Source organism: Pelagimonas sp. (assembly GCF_050633425.1).
Classification (GTDB): Bacteria; Pseudomonadota; Alphaproteobacteria; order Rhodobacterales; family Rhodobacteraceae; genus Pelagimonas.
The window spans coordinates 24,494-39,263 of the sequence record NZ_JBOEGM010000009.1 but is presented as its reverse complement, the minus strand read 5'-3'; the positions used below and the strand labels follow the sequence as shown (position 1 = coordinate 39,263).

Here is a 14,770-nt window from a genome sequence, read left to right as displayed (position 1 = left end):
AAATCGCGGCGGCGTTTAGTCTGACGTGATGTGTAATTTGTACTCCATGACCTCGAGTCGGCAGGCAATCCTCGATCTGACGCGGGCGATGACCTCGTCAAAAGACGTCGGCAATCTTCAGCCATTGCCGGGGATTTTTCCTGACTACAGCGCCCCCATCGTGCGCAATACCAGCGAGGGCCGCGAGCTGGTGATGGCCCGGTGGGGCCTGCCAAAACCTTCTTTTGCGGTCAAAGGCAAGGTGAATTCAGGGGTCACAAACGTCCGCAATACATCGTCTGGCCATTGGCGTCGTTGGTTCAAGGAAGAGAACAGGTGTCTGGTGCCGTTTAACAGCTTTGCCGAACCTGAACGCCTGCCCGACAAATCATCGCAGAACGTCTGGTTTGCTTTTGGCGAAGAACGTCCACTGGCATGTTTTGCCGGTCTTTGGACCACTTGGACCGGCACACGAAAACTGAAAGAGGGCGAGGTCACAATCGATCTGTTCGCGTTTCTGACCACAGATGCGAACGCTGAAGTTGGGGGGGTTCATCCCAAAGCGATGCCGGTTATTCTGACTGAACACGATGAGTTGGAAACTTGGATGAATGAACCATGGGACGTCGCAAAAGCGCTACAGCGCCCCTTGCCTGATGGCGCGTTGAAAATTGTTCACCGGGGCGGCAAGTCTGATACAGAGACAAGATAGTGAAAGTCCGCAGTGCGGACAAATCGACCATTTAGTGCGCTTCGCAAAAACACTGAAGCTTCATATATTCAATTATGCGACACGGCCTAACTGACCGTGCCGCACAGGTCGTTCGCTACTTCAGGGATTTCCGGAAAATGACCTTGTCGTCACCTTCCGCCCAAAAATCGCGGATACGCGCTTCTTCCGAGTAATCGTTTTTACGGTAAAAGTCGCGGGTCTGTGCGAACTCGTTCGCTCCCGAAGTGTCGGCAATCAAAACACGATGGCCGTTTGCTCGCAGATTGGATTCAAGCTCTCTGACGATTGCACCGCCTGCACCGCTTCCCTGCTTTTCGGGAAGAACAGCAATTGCAAGCATGTTCCATGTGCCTTCCGTCAACGCCTCTGGGGCAGCATAACAAAAACCAATGGCTTTGCCGTCTGCTTCACACGTCAGCCAAACGTCTTCGCTTTCCTCGGTGGAAAGGAAGCCGCTCACCATATCAGGAAGCATTTCACTTGGAAAAAGCTCCGTGCCATCCAGTACCAATTTAAGTGCTGGAATGTCCTCGGACTTTGTTGGTCTAATTTTCATTGTAGTCGTCTTTCAATATGCCGATGCTCAAGCGGTATGGGCTTGCAGCAACGGACTTCGAGCCTGTTACTCACGTTCAATTTTCAATGGTTGGTGAGATTATTCAGGCCGCAAAAAAGGGAAGGCTGAAACGATAATTCGTCAACCTGTTTTTGTCGGCAACCCCTTCAATCGGGGTTAGCGGTTTCCCGCAATCGTGAACATAAAATCTCCATCGCCTGACCTAGTTGTCAAGCTTACGAAGCCAATATCAATTTCGACCGGAAACGGCAACCAGAATTGCGCTTGTTGCAAAACTCCAATCAAGGTCTGGGTTGGGCTTATTCCGTTGAAAAAGTCTCGGAGTTAGCTGTCTGTGATGGGGTCCAGCTCAGATTTTGTCTTTAAACGCACTGTTCCCCGTCGGCTATTCAGGCCGCTGGGATGAGTTTTGCGAGTTTTCTGAGGTTTTGAGCGGTTGCTGCGAGGTGGAATTCGTCGCGGACACCACAAGGTCCTCGCAATCGTAGCCTGTCCAGTTTCAAAACGCGCTTGAGATGAGCGAACAGCATCTCCACCTTTTTTCGCAACTTGCATGAGATAGAGTAGTCGGCAGTTTGATAGATTTTACGAGCGACATCACGGGAAGCTTCGTGGATTGAACGGGTGACTTTTCGTTGTGGAGCCTTCGGACAGCATTGCTGTTTGAGGGCGCAGTTGTCGCAATCTTTCTTGCTGGCACGGTATCGAAGAACACCATGTTTGTCAGGCTGCGGTTCTCTTGGGTTTGTGAAGTTGCGCCGCCGTTGCCTGAGTTCTTTGCCACCGGGACAGACATAGACATCGCTTTCGCCATTGTAGATGAAGTCAGCTGTCTCGAACGTTCCATCTGTTCTGCCTGACTTCTCAACAACCGGGATATGCGGAGCAATACCGCGTTTTTGCACTAACCATTCCAGCAACGGTCCAGTGCCATAGGCAGTATCGGCAATGATACGCTCGGGATGAATGGCAAAGGTCTCATTGGTTCTGTCGAGCATGGTCTGCAAGGCGCCAAGCTCAGCCTGCCTGACAGAGCGTGTGGCCTCGACATCAAGGATCACAGCATTATCGGTGTCGATGAGGTAATTGTTTGAATAGGCAAAGAAGGCCGGTCCTTTGCGGGCTGCCGTCCATTGTGAAGCTGGGTCGGAATGAGCTGTAAACTTCGGCTTCACATCTGTCGCAGCGCCAAAAGCAGCATCATCCAGTGTGTCGAGATACTCCCGCACTGCTCGCGGGGCCAACGTTGGATCCATCATCTCCTGTGTCCAATCAGCAATCGGAGAGGAGTTTTGTCGATTGCTGTCAGCTTCAATCAAGCTGGCATCAACAGCCAGCCGCTGCCCACTGACCAAACCTTCTTCAATGCAGCGTGCAACAACATCCTCAAAGATGTGGCGCAAGACATCGCTATCCCGGAAGCGTCCGTGTCTGTTTTTAGAAAAGGTCGAATGGTCTGGAACAGCATCACCAAGGTCCAATCGACAGAACCAGCGATAGGCCAAGTTTAGATGAACCTCTTCGCACAAACGCCGCTCCGAACGGATGCCCATGATGTAACCCACAAGCAGCATGCGGATGAGTAACTCAGGATCGATCGATGGACGGCCTGTAGAACTGTAAAACGGCGCCAGATGAGTCCTGATTGCATCCAGATTAACAAATCGATCAACCGAGCGCAGCACATGATCCGCCGGGACATGGTCCTCAAGGCAGAACTCATAAAACAGAGCACTCTGCACCTCTTTCTTCGGTCCCATCATTCGAAAACTTCCTCCAAATCAATGGAGAAATTGAATCAGCAAAGACTGCCGAGATTAAGGCGAGTTTTTCAACGGAATAGGCTCAGAGCGGAAGTTCGCGCTATCGTCACCTACAAGCCAGGGTGATAGTACCTCGATGTCGCGAGCAGCAACAGCAGAACGACGTTGATCAGATTGAATGTCCAAGGGTCACCGTGCGCGGTGTGAGCCACGATCGATGTGACAAAGAACAGGGCTACACCGGCGTAGGCCCATTCTTTCACAGGAACAGGCATCTGCGGCGCGAGCAATACGATGACCGCTAGGAGTTTCAGAACAGCCAGCTCAATGCGGAAATGATCCGGGAATCCCAGATCACGCACACCGTCTATCGTCGCTTTGTGCAACAAATACGCCAGTGCGCTCATGGTGAGCATGGCCGTGACCAGTCCGGTAGATATCCAGTAGATCATCACGCCCATGCTCCTATTCGCCAAACCAAATCATCATGCAGTCCGGGCCAGACCCACTAGCTCAGGAACTCTTCGATGACCTTTGCCTGCTGCTTCTTGCCGTCCGGGTCGAGGTCGGTTTTCAAGCCTACGAATTCCTCACCCCATTTGGAGGTCCGTTTGCGGATTGGCGGATTGTCAGCCTCGATGCAGTCCATGATCACGGCAGCAACTTCGTCCGTGGTCTGATAGATGTCAGAGCCTGCCTGGCGGTTGGTGGAGCCGCCCACATATTTTTGCAGGATCGGCAAATATTCGTCCTCCAGCATGCCGCCTGTCTCTTCAACATGCTTCATGACATTGGCCGCAAACTCTGAGCTGATCCCGCCCGGCTCAACCACCGTGAAATCAATCCCAAAGTTCGGCGTGACATAGGTGGCCAGTGACTCGGTGAAGCCTTCCACGGCGAACTTTGCACCGCAGTAGATTTCATTGAAAGGCTGCCCAACCAGACCGCCGACAGATGATACGGTGAGCACACGACCTGAGCGCGCTTTGCGCATATGCGGCATGACCGCTTTTGTGCAGCGTACGACGCCCATAAAATTGACGTCCATCACCCAGTTCATGTCCTCGACTGAGGCTTGTTCTATCGTGCGGACAAACCCCGCACCTGCATTGTTCACCAAAACGTCGATCCGGCCGGTTTCACCAATGATGTAGTCAACAGCCGCCGTAATCGAGCCCATATCCTGCACATCGAGCTGCAACACGTTGAGCGACACACCGGCCTCTTTGGCAGCCGCATCCAGTGTTTCGCGCTTCTTCAGATTGCGCATCGTTGCATACACAACGTGGCCCGCCTTGGCGGCTTGGATGGCAATGCTGATGCCGAGACCAGAAGATGTACCGGTAATGAGAATGACTTTTGACATGGGGGAGGTCCTTTCGGGGTCTATTAAGGTTGCGCGGGTGCTGCGATGGAGAGCCAAACCCGCTCGAAGGTGAGGTCAACTTGGGCTTTTGAGAGTTTTTCAAGACGCAGCGCCTTGGTCCGTGCCATGTGCATGGCAGGCGCCACGAGTAAGGTGGTGACAACCGAGACCGGCAGGTTTGCCACTGTGCCGTCGTCAATGGCACGCTGTATCATCGCGGTGATTTCAGCCTGGGTGTAGGCGATGTCTTTGGCTTGTTGCGCGGTCAGCACTTGGGCTGCGCCGGCATACTCAATGAACATGAAGTCGAGCGGATGCGCATCGACAAAGGCAAACATCTCAAACCACATCTTGCGGATCATCCCTTTCGATGATGGCTCGCCCGCCGCGGCAACGATAAGTCCGTGAAACTCGGTTTTGATCTGCAGGTAGATCTTCTGCAGCATGTCTTCTTTGCTGTCGAACTGCAGATAGATCGTGCCTGTTGCGACACCTGCCCGTTTGGCGACAGCACCAACGGAGGTCGCGCCAATGCCTTTTTCGGCCACTTCAGCTACGAGAGCGGCGCGGATTTTTTTCATGATTTGGTCGGGCGTGGGTCTGGGCATGGCTCAAAGCAGAAATGAATATTCATTTCTAAATGCGCCGAATTGCTGAAACTGTCAATCCCGACCCGGCCACCATCATCGATCACAATTTGATCTGTCCCAGAAACCCTATCCCCGTTTGGAGAATGCCCGAGAGGTCTTCAGCCCGCACGACCTTGCGTTGAACCAGGTCTTCGGCTGACTGCGTCATCGTTCGGGCAATTAGATTCGGGTTCGAGCAACTGTCGGAGAAAATCTGTTTGACGACATTGACCCAATCGAGAGGCGGCACGCTCAGAAACCGATCCCGCACGTGCTGATCGAAGACAAGATATTCGCGCAAGGCGACGCGGCCTTTGCCATCGGCCGTTTTGACCAGGCGTTGCCAGATGATCAGATTGAGTGATGTCATCAGATCGAAAGATCGCGCTTCTTGTTCCTCTGGCGGGAAGAGAAATGCCATGCGTCGCAGCGCCTCGGCGATGGATCCCGCATGGGTCGTTGTGTTGACCAAATGGCCCGTGAGGCACGCCTCGATACAGGCCTCCATGCTCTCGCGGTCACGGCTCTCGCCGACATTGATAACGGCTGGAGCCCGGCGCATAGCCGCACGCACCCCTTCTGCGAAGGTCGGGATGTTGCGCCCCACACCGATTTCCGACTGGCTGATGAAAGAGGCGACATCAGCCGCATCCGTGTTGATATCCCGAAACGTGTATTCGATCGGGGCCTGCAGGTCGACGATCTTACGAGACCGTGATCTGTTTTCCAGATGGCACCTGGTCATCGCCGCCATCGTCGTCGATTTGCCATGTCCGGTCGCGCCCGCAACAACGATAATCCCGCTTGCAGGCTCCAGCCGGTCGCGCAGCGCGTCCTCTAATCCGACATCATCGAGAGTGGGTGTGGTATCGGGCAGGGCCCGCAAGGTGATCTGCACACCGTTTGTCCCGAAGCGTTGCTCGCCGGTGGCATTCACCCGGAACCGTTGACTGCGCTTGCGGTCGATTTTCTTCTCATAGGAGAAATCCAGTGGCCGTCCTGCGCTGACCAGGCTCATCGCATCATTGGCCGACCAGAGATGCGCCAGCATTGCTTGGACTTCCGTGATCAGAAGCCGGCGCTTGGTAGCGAGTTTCTGATCCCCATGCATTTGCACGCGCATCCGGAGATCCGCACTGATGTTGATATCAGACGCGCCCTTCATGGCAGCACCGACAAGGAAGTGATCAAAGGCGGACAGATCGTTGTCGAAGCGATTGGGTTCATCCTTCAGGATAGTGACTTCTGCCGCGCTCGGGTCTGATGGTGTGAGATCGATCCGCTCCAGATCAATCATTTGGTCACCGCATAGCGCCTCTGCAAAGGCTTCCACTGGCTGGGATCGCGGACGAATTGCGCGGAGCTCACGATGCGCACCCGACGCTCACCGATAAAGAGCTCTTCACCTTCGCCAGCGGACCGCCGTTCACTCGATTGAATGACCAGCTCTCTGACCAGACCTGCCTGCACCATGCGCCGATACTCGACCATGCCAAGATAGTCGCGTTTCAGCCGGGAGAAATTCAGCGCAAGCGCCTCGTTTGCCTGTTCAACCCCCGCCTGCCAACCTTCTGCGGCGAAGCGGTTGAACACCTGCTTCTCTTCCTTGTTTTGCGGCAGAAAGTCATCGTCGGGCTCGCTTGCCTCTTCGAGCGGAATGACCAGATAGTCACGCCAGGTCGGCATAATCGTCACGATCCGGCCTGGCATCTCGAGACGGTAGAATTCATCGGCTGCCACCGCGGACTGTCCGCTCTCATCCACATTGATGGCAGCCGTGGCGCGGCTCACAACGGGTGGGAGGATATATCCCGTCTCTCGTGGCGCGCTGTAGGCGACGCGGTTGAAGTCGAAGGTGCGGGATAGCTTACCGCTGTCCCGCTCGAGCTGCCGCATGACTTCCCAGACCCTGTGCTGATACCCCGCCTGCGCCGAATAGGAGACCGCCGCTTCGCGTAAGAGATCGTAGCGCTCCTCATCGACGGACGTTTCGTAATTGCCGCGCCGTGTGCGGCGGCTGAACTCGGCAAAGTCAGCAGGCGGCCGATTGGACCGATACTGGTCAGGCCCGCCCACAAGGATCGGATCAGGTTCGACAAAGTCCGACTCTTCCGGTTTCAGGGTCTGGCAACCCGCCAGAACGACAACAGCCAGGAGCGGCAAGAGAGATTTGGCCGAGATGCGCATCATACTTGCCTATCCTCGATATGGGGCACGGGGCTGCGCTCGGGCCGCTTGTACACAATCGTCATAGTCTTGGTGCGCTGATCGACCACCAAAGAGGCCCGATCCTTGCCTTGAAAGAAGGCCTCGCGGAGCGCACCCATGGCGGGCAGGTCGCGCTGGACCAGAGTGATCAGGATCGGCGCGCCAGGCTTTTCGCCTTGGGCGATCACCCGGTAACCGGTTTCCAAAGCCATCTTGGACACGAAATCTTCAATCGGGCCGGTGAACTGCGAATGCACAACATTCATCAGCCGCTCATCTGTCACGTAGTCCGGGTTCTTGAGGGTTGAGCTATCGGTCGCGTAGGGTTCCAGAACGCCACTATAGATACCGGCATCAGCGATCTCGCGGTCCACGACGGATGTTTCGGCATCAATCAGTGCTGACAGGCTTGTCGTCGCAGGCGGCTTGGTGGTCGTGCAGGCTGCGCAGCTCAGAACACCAAGAGTCACTAATATGGTCTGGGCCAATCGCATGCAGGTCCCCACGTTCAATCTTCTGTTTTGTGAATTGTTTCAAATCACTGGTGCTTTTATATCGTTATATATAACGATATGTCATCAAGTAAAATGATGATCTCACAGGAGAACGTGATGCCAGAACAACAGTTCGACGCCATTGCGCAGAAATTGGCCGATCTCGCTGACCGGCCCGAGACCAGCTTTGTCTTGCGTGCCTATCTTAAGGCGGTAGCTGATCGGGATATTGTTGATGTCATAAATGAAATTGAGGCTCTGGCGCGTATCGTGGCTGAACACGCGCCAGAGAAATGGAGCTCTAGCTCCCAATCCTTTTGACCGGAATGCCCAGCTTGCGGGCTTTATCGACGAGGTTCTCGTGAATACCGGAGCCGGGGCAGGCGATGATGCCTTTGGGCATTGTCTTCAAGAGTTGGTCGTTGCGCTTGAAGGGGGCCGCTTTGTTGTGTGACTTCCAATCGGGACGGAAGATCACTTGGGTGACGCCTCGGTTTTCTGCCCATAGGCTCGCGATGTATTCGGCTCCATTCGGTGTGCCGCCATGGAGCAGGATCATGTCGGGATATTTCTCTCGCGAGCCGTCGAGGATGGTCCAGATCGCATCGTAATCCTGATAGTCGCCGCCGGTGAAGGCGATGCGGGTACCATCGGGACAGTGGATTTCGTTCTTCTTGCGTTTTTCGGCGGAAAGGAAGTTGCGGCTGTCGACCACCGAGGCGGTAAGGTTCTTGTGCGACACCCGGGATCCTGATCTTGGCATCCAGATCGATCCGGTCTCCGTGTGGAAATGGGCGGCTGACGCGTCCCGCATCGCTTCATAGGCGTCCCGGTGCTCGACCAGCTTCTGTCCACGGTCGATCTTGCGTTCCAATTCCAGGCTTTTGACCTCTGATCCGTCCTGGCATTTAACCAGGTCGCGTTGTTCGCATTCATTCTCGTCGAGCTGGCGCTCCAATCGGGTGAGGCGGCGATGAAAGATGTTGGTGAGGGACCAGAGCATCTCTTGCAGATCCTCTTCGAGCTGTGTGTCGGCAAGAAGCATCTGGCTCGCCTCGACCATGGCGCAGATGGCGGTCTCGGTCTGGTCCTCTTGTGGCAGAGGGCGGTGATCGATCTCGTCTTCGGGTGGTGTTGCGCCGTAGAGGGCAAGAGTGCTGAGCACATCATCTGTGGGGCTTGAGGTGGGTGTGAAGGTGGAAGTCTGTAAGGTCATGGTCTGGTCCTTTTTGAAGGCTTTGGGTTTCGTCCTGATCCGATTTGGATAGGGCGATGAAAGGACCGTCAGCAGCCCGGCGGCACCCGGGAGGGCCGTAGCGCAGCGAAGGACGGGCAGAGCGCGGAAATTTGTCTCGCGAGGAATGGGCGCGTAGCGCCCAGGGGAAATTTCCGGGCGCTGGCCGTTGCGGGTGGGATGAGGGCGCCTCTGCGCCCGACCTGACGGTCCATCGACCCGGACATCCAAACGGAACAGGGCGTCAACGCCGGTGCCAAAAGGCCAGCGCGTGAGCCCTGCTTTCTTCCGGCACATCCTCACGAAGGCCAGAGATCGTGTTCGGTGACCTGTTCCGTGATGCGCGCCGCCAGCCGTCGACGCAGCGCTGTGATGCCGCCTTCTGTGAGGTCCAGATTGAAGTCGTCAAGCTCCGGGGTCAGGACGAACGGTTCGATCCCGTCGCACTCTGCACGATCTGCCAGGCGGGATGCGGCGCGCTCACCGGCGGCGTCATTGTCGCGCGCGATCCAGAGGCGCTTGATCGAAGAGGGATAGGTGAAGGCGGCGAGATGGTTTGCTGTCAGGCAGGAGGCCAAAGCCGCTCTTGGCAGCGCCGTGCCGACGGACAAGGTGTTCTCGAGCCCTTCGCCGGCGAGAAGATCGGTACATCCCTTCCAGTTCCCGAACCGGATTGCGTTGCCATGCAGGCGTCCCAGCACACGTTTCGGGGCCTCGATGTCGGCCAGACCGCCTGTCTGTCCATCGAGAAAGATGCGCGAACATCCCGTGACCTTGCCCGCATTGTCCGTGATTGCTGCGAGCAACGCCGGGATTTTAAGCCGTGTGCCATCCTCGGCTCTGAGATAGACCGATGAATGAAACGCCAGGGCCGGTCCGAACCGCGCTATACCGCGCCCACGCAGATAGGCGTCAGCCCAGGTGCCTGTGATCGGCTTGCCATAGGAGAACAATCTGCGTCCCGCCGCCGCTTGGCGAATGGAGGCCACGGCCGGAGATTCAACGCGCGGCTCGTTCTCTGGTATCACAGGTGCGTCGCCGAGATAGTCTGCGGCTTGCCGCAAAAGGTCAGGATAGGCCACCGGCTCCAGATGATGTTGCAAAAGATCGAGCAGGTCACCATGCTCGCCCGTGGCGTTGTCCGTCCACTTACCGGCTTTCTTGCCACCGTGGGATCGCAGACGCACAACCAGACTGCGCCCCTTTGCGCCCGAGACGTCCGCCATCTGCCAGTAATTGCCAACACGACGCCCTTCGGGAAACCAGTGCCGGCAAAAGGCTTCAGCGTGCCGGGCGAGACCATTTGAGATCGCGCCCGCATCCAGCTTTTCAAACCGTTTTGCATTCTGGGTCATGCGGCGATCCTTTCCGCATCTCCGGCTGCCGTGATCTTGTGATGGGCCAAGAGATGCTCGACGAGCTTTGCGTCATCGCTCGGCACGAACAGCCGCGTCGCCCAGGAGATGATCTCGGTGAAACATCCCATTGCCTTATAGCTTTCCAAAGCGGCAACATTGTAGCCGACGAGTTCCAGCCGGTATTCGCTCATCACCCGCGACCGGCGCAGGGTCAGACCACCCGCCAGCGGCAGGCTTTGTCCGCGTTTGAGAACCGCGTCAAAGATTTCATCGGCGGTGAGTTCGACCGCGCAGTCCAATCCGAGTGCCGCATAGACATTGGCCAGCTGATCCTGTGTCACCATCCGCCCGATGGCGCGCTCACCATCTTCGGTTTGCAAACGGTAGATGCGCATGTTGTCGGTTGGCAAGCGGTCCCAGATCGGCAGCAACAGGCCCGAGATGAGCGTCAGCTTTGAGACGGATGTTTCCGGCACCGCGTCGACCTCTTTGGTCCAGGCCCGCTCGAACGCGACATCCGTCACGTCCTCCCAATGAGATGCGGGCAGTTCAAGCTCCAGCATCCGGTCGGTTGCCATCGGCCGCAACAACTCGACCCGCGCGATCGGTTCGCCTTCCTCTGTCATCAGGCTCGACGTCGGAACCAAAACAGCCGCCCGCTCGGATTTACGGTTGAGCATAAGCCGCCCCTGGTCGCCCCGCGCGCAGAACTCTTTTACCTTCGCCAGCGTCAGCGGGTGATTGCGATCGGTGCGCTCCACCGTCAAGGCAGTGGCCTTCGCAGCTGTCGCCTCATGTTCAAAGATCGTCTTGCGATCGATGATCTCGAACTTTTCAGCGCGCAGGGTTTCCAATCCGACCTCATAGGTGCCCGCCGCGATCGCATCGTCGATGATGGCTTCCAGCAACCCACCAAAGCACTCGAAGATTGCATCCTGCATGTCGATGGTCAGCGCCAGACAGCGATTGAGGAATTGCTGGATCGGCGGCAGTTGTTCTTTCAACGTACCGTCGCTGTCCATGAGCGACAGACCCGTCATCTCTTCGAACCGTGTCTGCGAGCAGGCCGAAATCCTCCCCTTCGTCAGATCCCAGAAGAAGTTGCGCAGGGCCTTGCGGGCATAGGCGCTTTCCAGATTGTCCTCAGCGCGAAACATGTTCTGCCCGCCGGTCTCGCGTTGGCCTTTGGTGATCGCGCCGAGCGTGTCGAGCCGCCGCGCGATCGTCGACAAGAACCGCTTCTCGCCTTTGACGTTGGTCGCGCAGGGTCGGAACAGCGGCGGTTGTGCCTGATTGGTGCGGTTGGTACGGCCCAGACCCTGGATCGCGTTGTCGGCCCGCCAGCCCGGTTCCAGCAAATAATGCACCCGCAGCCGCTGGTTCTTCGCCCCGAGATCGGCATGATAGGAGCGGCCCGTGCCACCGGCGTCCGAGAAGATCAGAATGCGTTTGTCATCATTCATAAAGGCCTGTGTCTCGCCAATATTGGAAGAACCAGGCCGGTTCTCAACTTTCAGGCGCTGATCGCGCGTGTGGATGATGCGTCGCGACCGACCCGTCACTTCGGCGACCTGATCCTTCCCGAAATGCCACAGGATTTGATCGAGCACGCCTTGCACCGGTGCCAATGCGCCAAGACGTTCGACCATGGCATCGCGTTTGCGCGCGGCTTCGCGACATTCAATCGGGTTGCCGTCCGCATCCATGGCCGGACGGGATTTGAGATTGCCGTCCTCATCCGTGTAGGGCTCAAAAAGCTGTGTCGGGAAAGAATGCATCAGATAGTCGAGCACATATTCGCGCGGGGTGATGTCGACATGCAGATCGTGCCATTCCGAGGCCGGGATTTGCGCCAGACGCCGTTCCATCAGGGCCTCGCTGGTGGAGACGATCTGCACGACGGACGATGACCCGGCCTCCAGATCGCGCTCAATGGATTTGATCACGGTGGGACACTTCATGGCGGTGATCAGATGATTGAAGAAGCGCTGCTTGTTGGATTCAAAAGCCGAGCGCGCCGCGGACTTGGCCTGCACGTTGAGCGTGCCGCCTTCGGCCGTGATGCCGGAGGCCTCCAGTGCGGCTTCCAGATTGGTGTGGATCACCTGAAAGGCTTCGGCATAGCTGTCATAGATATCGCGCTGTGCCGATGTCAGATCATGGACCAGCATCTCATATTCGACGCCCTCATAGGACAGCGACCGTGCCAAATAGAGACCAAGGGCTTTCAGATCACGCGAAATGATCTCCATCGCTGCGATACCGCCCGCTTCCATATCCGCGATAAACTGCTCGCGCGTGGCAAAAGGCGAGTCTCCCGTGTCCCAAAGTCCCAAGCGAGAGGCATAGGCAAGATTGCCAACGATCGTCGCACCTGTGGCCGAGACATAGAGCACCCGCGCATCGGGCACGCGGTTTTGCAACTTCAAACCGGCAAGACCCTGTTGCGAAGCCTGTTTGTCGCCGCGCCCACCCTCCTTGCCCTTTTCACCGGCAGCATTCGCCATGGCATGGGCCTCATCAAAGGCGATCACCCCATCATAGTCCTTGCCGAGCCATGCCGTGACTTGGTCAAGACGAGAAGCTTTGAGGATGTCACCATGCTGGCGTTCCGCCGTGCGCAGCGTCGCATATGTGACAAACAGGATGCCTTGTTCGAGACGTATGTCCGAGCCTTGCTTGAAGCGCGACAGCGGTACGATATCGGAGGCACGCCCACCAATCGCCGTCCAGTCCCGGATGGCGTCTTCGATCAGCTTGTCGGATTTGGAGACCCAGACCGCGCGTTTGCGCCCCCGCAGCCAATTGTCGAGGATGATGCCGGCAACCTGCCGGCCCTTTCCGCAACCCGTGCCATCGCCGAGGAACCAGCCCTTGCGCAGTTGAAACCCGTCTTCGGCATCGGCTTCGCAGGCAACAAGGCGTTGATCTTCTTCGTCTTGCCGGAACCAACTAGAGAGGTGCTGCTCATGGGCTTGGCCCGCATAGATGATGCTTTCAAGCTGCGCGTCCGACAGCGCGCCATCTGTGATCAAAGATGTGTGGATTTTGGGCCGGTAAGAGGGCAGGGGCGGTGCGACCGAGGCCATGGCCGCCGATTGCACGAGCGCGGTCGGATGGGGATGTGCGCCCTCGATGGCAATGGATTGCACCTCATAGCCTTCATAAAGTGCTTCCGTCAGGCGCGTGGATTTCTCCGCCCAGGCTTTGGGCAGATAGGCGATCTCCGCCGCTTCCAACTGATCGAATGGATGACGCGCCTTTTCGGCGGCGACGGCACGAACCTCGCTGCGCGCCTGATCGCGCAAGGACTGAATTGATGAGGCAGGGGTCGCGACCTGGCTCGATGACATGTCCAGCGATTGCGTCACCAGCCGCGGCGGACAATGGGCCTCTACGCTTTCCAGCAATGCCTGCGAGCTCTCGGCCTGATCGTGATAGACCTCAGCCAAATCGGGCGTCAGGCCAGCACGTTTGTCGATGACTGTCAGGCGGGTCTCAGTGGTCGTGCCGTGGCGGGCATAGACTTTGCCGGCGATCGGGGCGGAGAACCGGATCGAGGCGATCTCGCCGATGCGCTTGAAGGCAGATCGAAAGGCATTATTCGACGGGGCGAAGTTTGCACCGGACACCACCACCAGACGCCCATCGGACTGAAGCCGGTCAAGCGCTGACAGCACATGCTGACCCATGGCGGCTTTGTACCGGCCTTCAACACCCGGTGCGGCTGAGAAGGGCGGATTCATGAGGATGAGGCTGGGCGCAACCGAAGGATCAAGCCGGTCATCGATCGATCCGGCATCATGGCGTGTGACTTCACTTTCCGGAAAGAGAAGAGACAGCAGGTCGGCGCGGGTGTCATCGATCTCGTTAAGATGCAGCTGTGCGCCTGCCAGTTTTGCGTAGATCGCAAGCAGACCGGTGCCGGCGGAGGGTTCCAGCACGACATCGTCGGCGCGCAGCTGGGCAGCTTCCGCCACGATCCCCGCCAGGGGCAGGGGCGTTGAGAATTGCTGAAGCTTCTGGGAGGTCTCGCTGCGTCTTGTGTGTGATAGTGCGAAGCCCGCAACCTTCTCCACCATGGCAATGAACTTGGACGGCGTTGCGCATTGGCGGCGCATCAGCGCGCCATATTTTTGCAGCAGCAGGATCTGGGCGCATTCGCCCGCCTCATAGGCGTCTTTCCATACCCAGGCGCCAGCGGCATCGGTACCGCCAAAGGCGATCTCCATGGCCGCCCGGACGGTCGCCTGATCGAGGGGTTTGCCTTGTTCAAAGTGAGGAAGGAGCTGGGTCGCGGCGGTCAGCAAAGCGGCCGCGCGCAAGCGCGCCGCCGGGGCGGGAGTTGAAACATGCATCATGGAAAGTCTCCGGGGTTGAAGGGTTGCCGCCCATCCCCCGCGAGAACTCTCTCTGACACCGGGGAGGG

General features: G+C 57.3%; 13 protein-coding genes. 2 read left to right on the top strand and 11 right to left on the bottom strand.

The window, feature by feature from the left end:
* Positions 1 to 28 precede the first annotated feature (28 nt).
* Entirely contained in the window at positions 29 to 691 is a 663-nt protein-coding gene (locus ACRBB0_RS08370; RefSeq protein ID WP_431373969.1) for an SOS response-associated peptidase, read from the top strand.
* Positions 692 to 806: 115 nt separating this feature from the next.
* On the opposite strand, the gene ACRBB0_RS08365 is transcribed toward ACRBB0_RS08370, so the two are convergent.
* The 8 genes from ACRBB0_RS08365 to ACRBB0_RS08330 all read right to left on the bottom strand — a co-directional run bounded on the left by ACRBB0_RS08365 (position 807) and on the right by ACRBB0_RS08330 (position 7,749).
* A complete protein-coding gene (locus ACRBB0_RS08365) occupies positions 807 to 1,268 on the bottom strand; it encodes an N-acetyltransferase family protein (protein ID WP_431373968.1) in 462 nt (153 codons plus the stop codon).
* Positions 1,269 to 1,678: 410 nt separating this feature from the next.
* Complete coding sequence (locus ACRBB0_RS08360) at positions 1,679 to 3,052, bottom strand: IS1182 family transposase (protein ID WP_431373967.1); 1,374 nt, start codon at positions 3,050 to 3,052, stop codon at positions 1,679 to 1,681.
* Between the two features lie 110 nt (positions 3,053 to 3,162).
* Complete coding sequence (locus ACRBB0_RS08355) at positions 3,163 to 3,504, bottom strand: DoxX family protein (protein WP_431373966.1); 342 nt, start codon at positions 3,502 to 3,504, stop codon at positions 3,163 to 3,165.
* Between the two features lie 56 nt (positions 3,505 to 3,560).
* The gene (locus ACRBB0_RS08350) at positions 3,561 to 4,418 is read right to left on the bottom strand and encodes an SDR family oxidoreductase (protein WP_431373965.1); all 858 of its coding nucleotides are present in this window, start codon (positions 4,416 to 4,418) and stop codon (positions 3,561 to 3,563) included.
* 23 nt (positions 4,419 to 4,441) lie between these two features.
* Positions 4,442 to 4,999: a TetR/AcrR family transcriptional regulator gene (locus tag ACRBB0_RS08345; RefSeq protein ID WP_431373964.1), complete on the bottom strand. Its 558-nt coding sequence runs from the start codon at positions 4,997 to 4,999 to the stop codon at positions 4,442 to 4,444.
* A 109-nt stretch (positions 5,000 to 5,108) separates the two neighbouring features.
* On the bottom strand, positions 5,109 to 6,344 hold the full coding sequence (locus ACRBB0_RS08340; RefSeq protein ID WP_431373963.1) for a type IV pilus twitching motility protein PilT: 1,236 nt from the start codon (positions 6,342 to 6,344) through the stop codon (positions 5,109 to 5,111).
* Positions 6,341 to 7,237, bottom strand: coding sequence for a type IV secretory system conjugative DNA transfer family protein (locus ACRBB0_RS08335; protein ID WP_431373962.1), 897 nt, complete (start codon positions 7,235 to 7,237; stop codon positions 6,341 to 6,343). The genes ACRBB0_RS08340 and ACRBB0_RS08335 overlap by 4 nt, the downstream gene beginning before the upstream one ends.
* On the bottom strand, positions 7,234 to 7,749 hold the full coding sequence (locus ACRBB0_RS08330; RefSeq protein ID WP_431373961.1) for a DotD/TraH family lipoprotein: 516 nt from the start codon (positions 7,747 to 7,749) through the stop codon (positions 7,234 to 7,236). Before ACRBB0_RS08330 ends, ACRBB0_RS08335 begins: the two co-directional genes overlap by 4 nt.
* A 117-nt stretch (positions 7,750 to 7,866) precedes the next feature.
* Here ACRBB0_RS08330 and ACRBB0_RS08325 point away from each other — a divergent pair, with 117 nt between their 5' ends.
* Entirely contained in the window at positions 7,867 to 8,070 is a 204-nt protein-coding gene (locus ACRBB0_RS08325; protein WP_431373960.1) for a hypothetical protein, read from the top strand.
* Here the strand turns inward: ACRBB0_RS08325 and ACRBB0_RS08320 are convergent.
* From ACRBB0_RS08320 to ACRBB0_RS08310, 3 genes are all read right to left on the bottom strand, one after another.
* Positions 8,051 to 8,965 carry a DUF2493 domain-containing protein gene (locus ACRBB0_RS08320; RefSeq protein WP_431373959.1) on the bottom strand — a complete coding sequence of 305 codons (915 nt, stop codon included), beginning with the start codon at positions 8,963 to 8,965 and terminating at the stop codon, positions 8,051 to 8,053. The genes ACRBB0_RS08325 and ACRBB0_RS08320 overlap by 20 nt on opposite strands.
* A gap of 317 nt (positions 8,966 to 9,282) precedes the next feature.
* Positions 9,283 to 10,338, bottom strand: a complete 1,056-nt coding sequence (locus tag ACRBB0_RS08315; RefSeq protein WP_431373958.1) for a DUF7146 domain-containing protein — start codon at positions 10,336 to 10,338, stop codon at positions 9,283 to 9,285.
* On the bottom strand, positions 10,335 to 14,702 hold the full coding sequence (locus ACRBB0_RS08310) for a strawberry notch-like NTP hydrolase domain-containing protein (protein WP_431373957.1): 4,368 nt from the start codon (positions 14,700 to 14,702) through the stop codon (positions 10,335 to 10,337). Before ACRBB0_RS08310 ends, ACRBB0_RS08315 begins: the two co-directional genes overlap by 4 nt.
* Positions 14,703 to 14,770: the final 68 nt, after the last annotated feature.

Excerpts from the sequence above, each read along its gene's own strand:
- ACRBB0_RS08370 (WP_431373969.1), top strand. The coding sequence starts at position 29 with ATGTGTAATTTGTACTCCATGACCTCGAGTCGGCAGGCAATCCTCGAT.
- ACRBB0_RS08360 (WP_431373967.1), bottom strand. The coding sequence starts at position 3,052 with ATGATGGGACCGAAGAAAGAGGTGCAGAGTGCTCTGTTTTATGAGTTC.
- ACRBB0_RS08320 (WP_431373959.1), bottom strand. The coding sequence starts at position 8,965 with ATGACCTTACAGACTTCCACCTTCACACCCACCTCAAGCCCCACAGAT.
- ACRBB0_RS08355 (WP_431373966.1), bottom strand. The coding sequence starts at position 3,504 with ATGATCTACTGGATATCTACCGGACTGGTCACGGCCATGCTCACCATG.
- ACRBB0_RS08340 (WP_431373963.1), bottom strand. The coding sequence starts at position 6,344 with ATGATTGATCTGGAGCGGATCGATCTCACACCATCAGACCCGAGCGCG.
- ACRBB0_RS08335 (WP_431373962.1), bottom strand. The coding sequence starts at position 7,237 with ATGATGCGCATCTCGGCCAAATCTCTCTTGCCGCTCCTGGCTGTTGTC.
- ACRBB0_RS08345 (WP_431373964.1), bottom strand. The coding sequence starts at position 4,999 with ATGAAAAAAATCCGCGCCGCTCTCGTAGCTGAAGTGGCCGAAAAAGGC.
- ACRBB0_RS08350 (WP_431373965.1), bottom strand. The coding sequence starts at position 4,418 with ATGTCAAAAGTCATTCTCATTACCGGTACATCTTCTGGTCTCGGCATC.
- ACRBB0_RS08365 (WP_431373968.1), bottom strand. The coding sequence starts at position 1,268 with ATGAAAATTAGACCAACAAAGTCCGAGGACATTCCAGCACTTAAATTG.
- ACRBB0_RS08330 (WP_431373961.1), bottom strand. The coding sequence starts at position 7,749 with ATGCGATTGGCCCAGACCATATTAGTGACTCTTGGTGTTCTGAGCTGC.
- ACRBB0_RS08325 (WP_431373960.1), top strand. The coding sequence starts at position 7,867 with ATGCCAGAACAACAGTTCGACGCCATTGCGCAGAAATTGGCCGATCTC.
- ACRBB0_RS08315 (WP_431373958.1), bottom strand. The coding sequence starts at position 10,338 with ATGACCCAGAATGCAAAACGGTTTGAAAAGCTGGATGCGGGCGCGATC.
- ACRBB0_RS08310 (WP_431373957.1), bottom strand. The coding sequence starts at position 14,702 with ATGATGCATGTTTCAACTCCCGCCCCGGCGGCGCGCTTGCGCGCGGCC.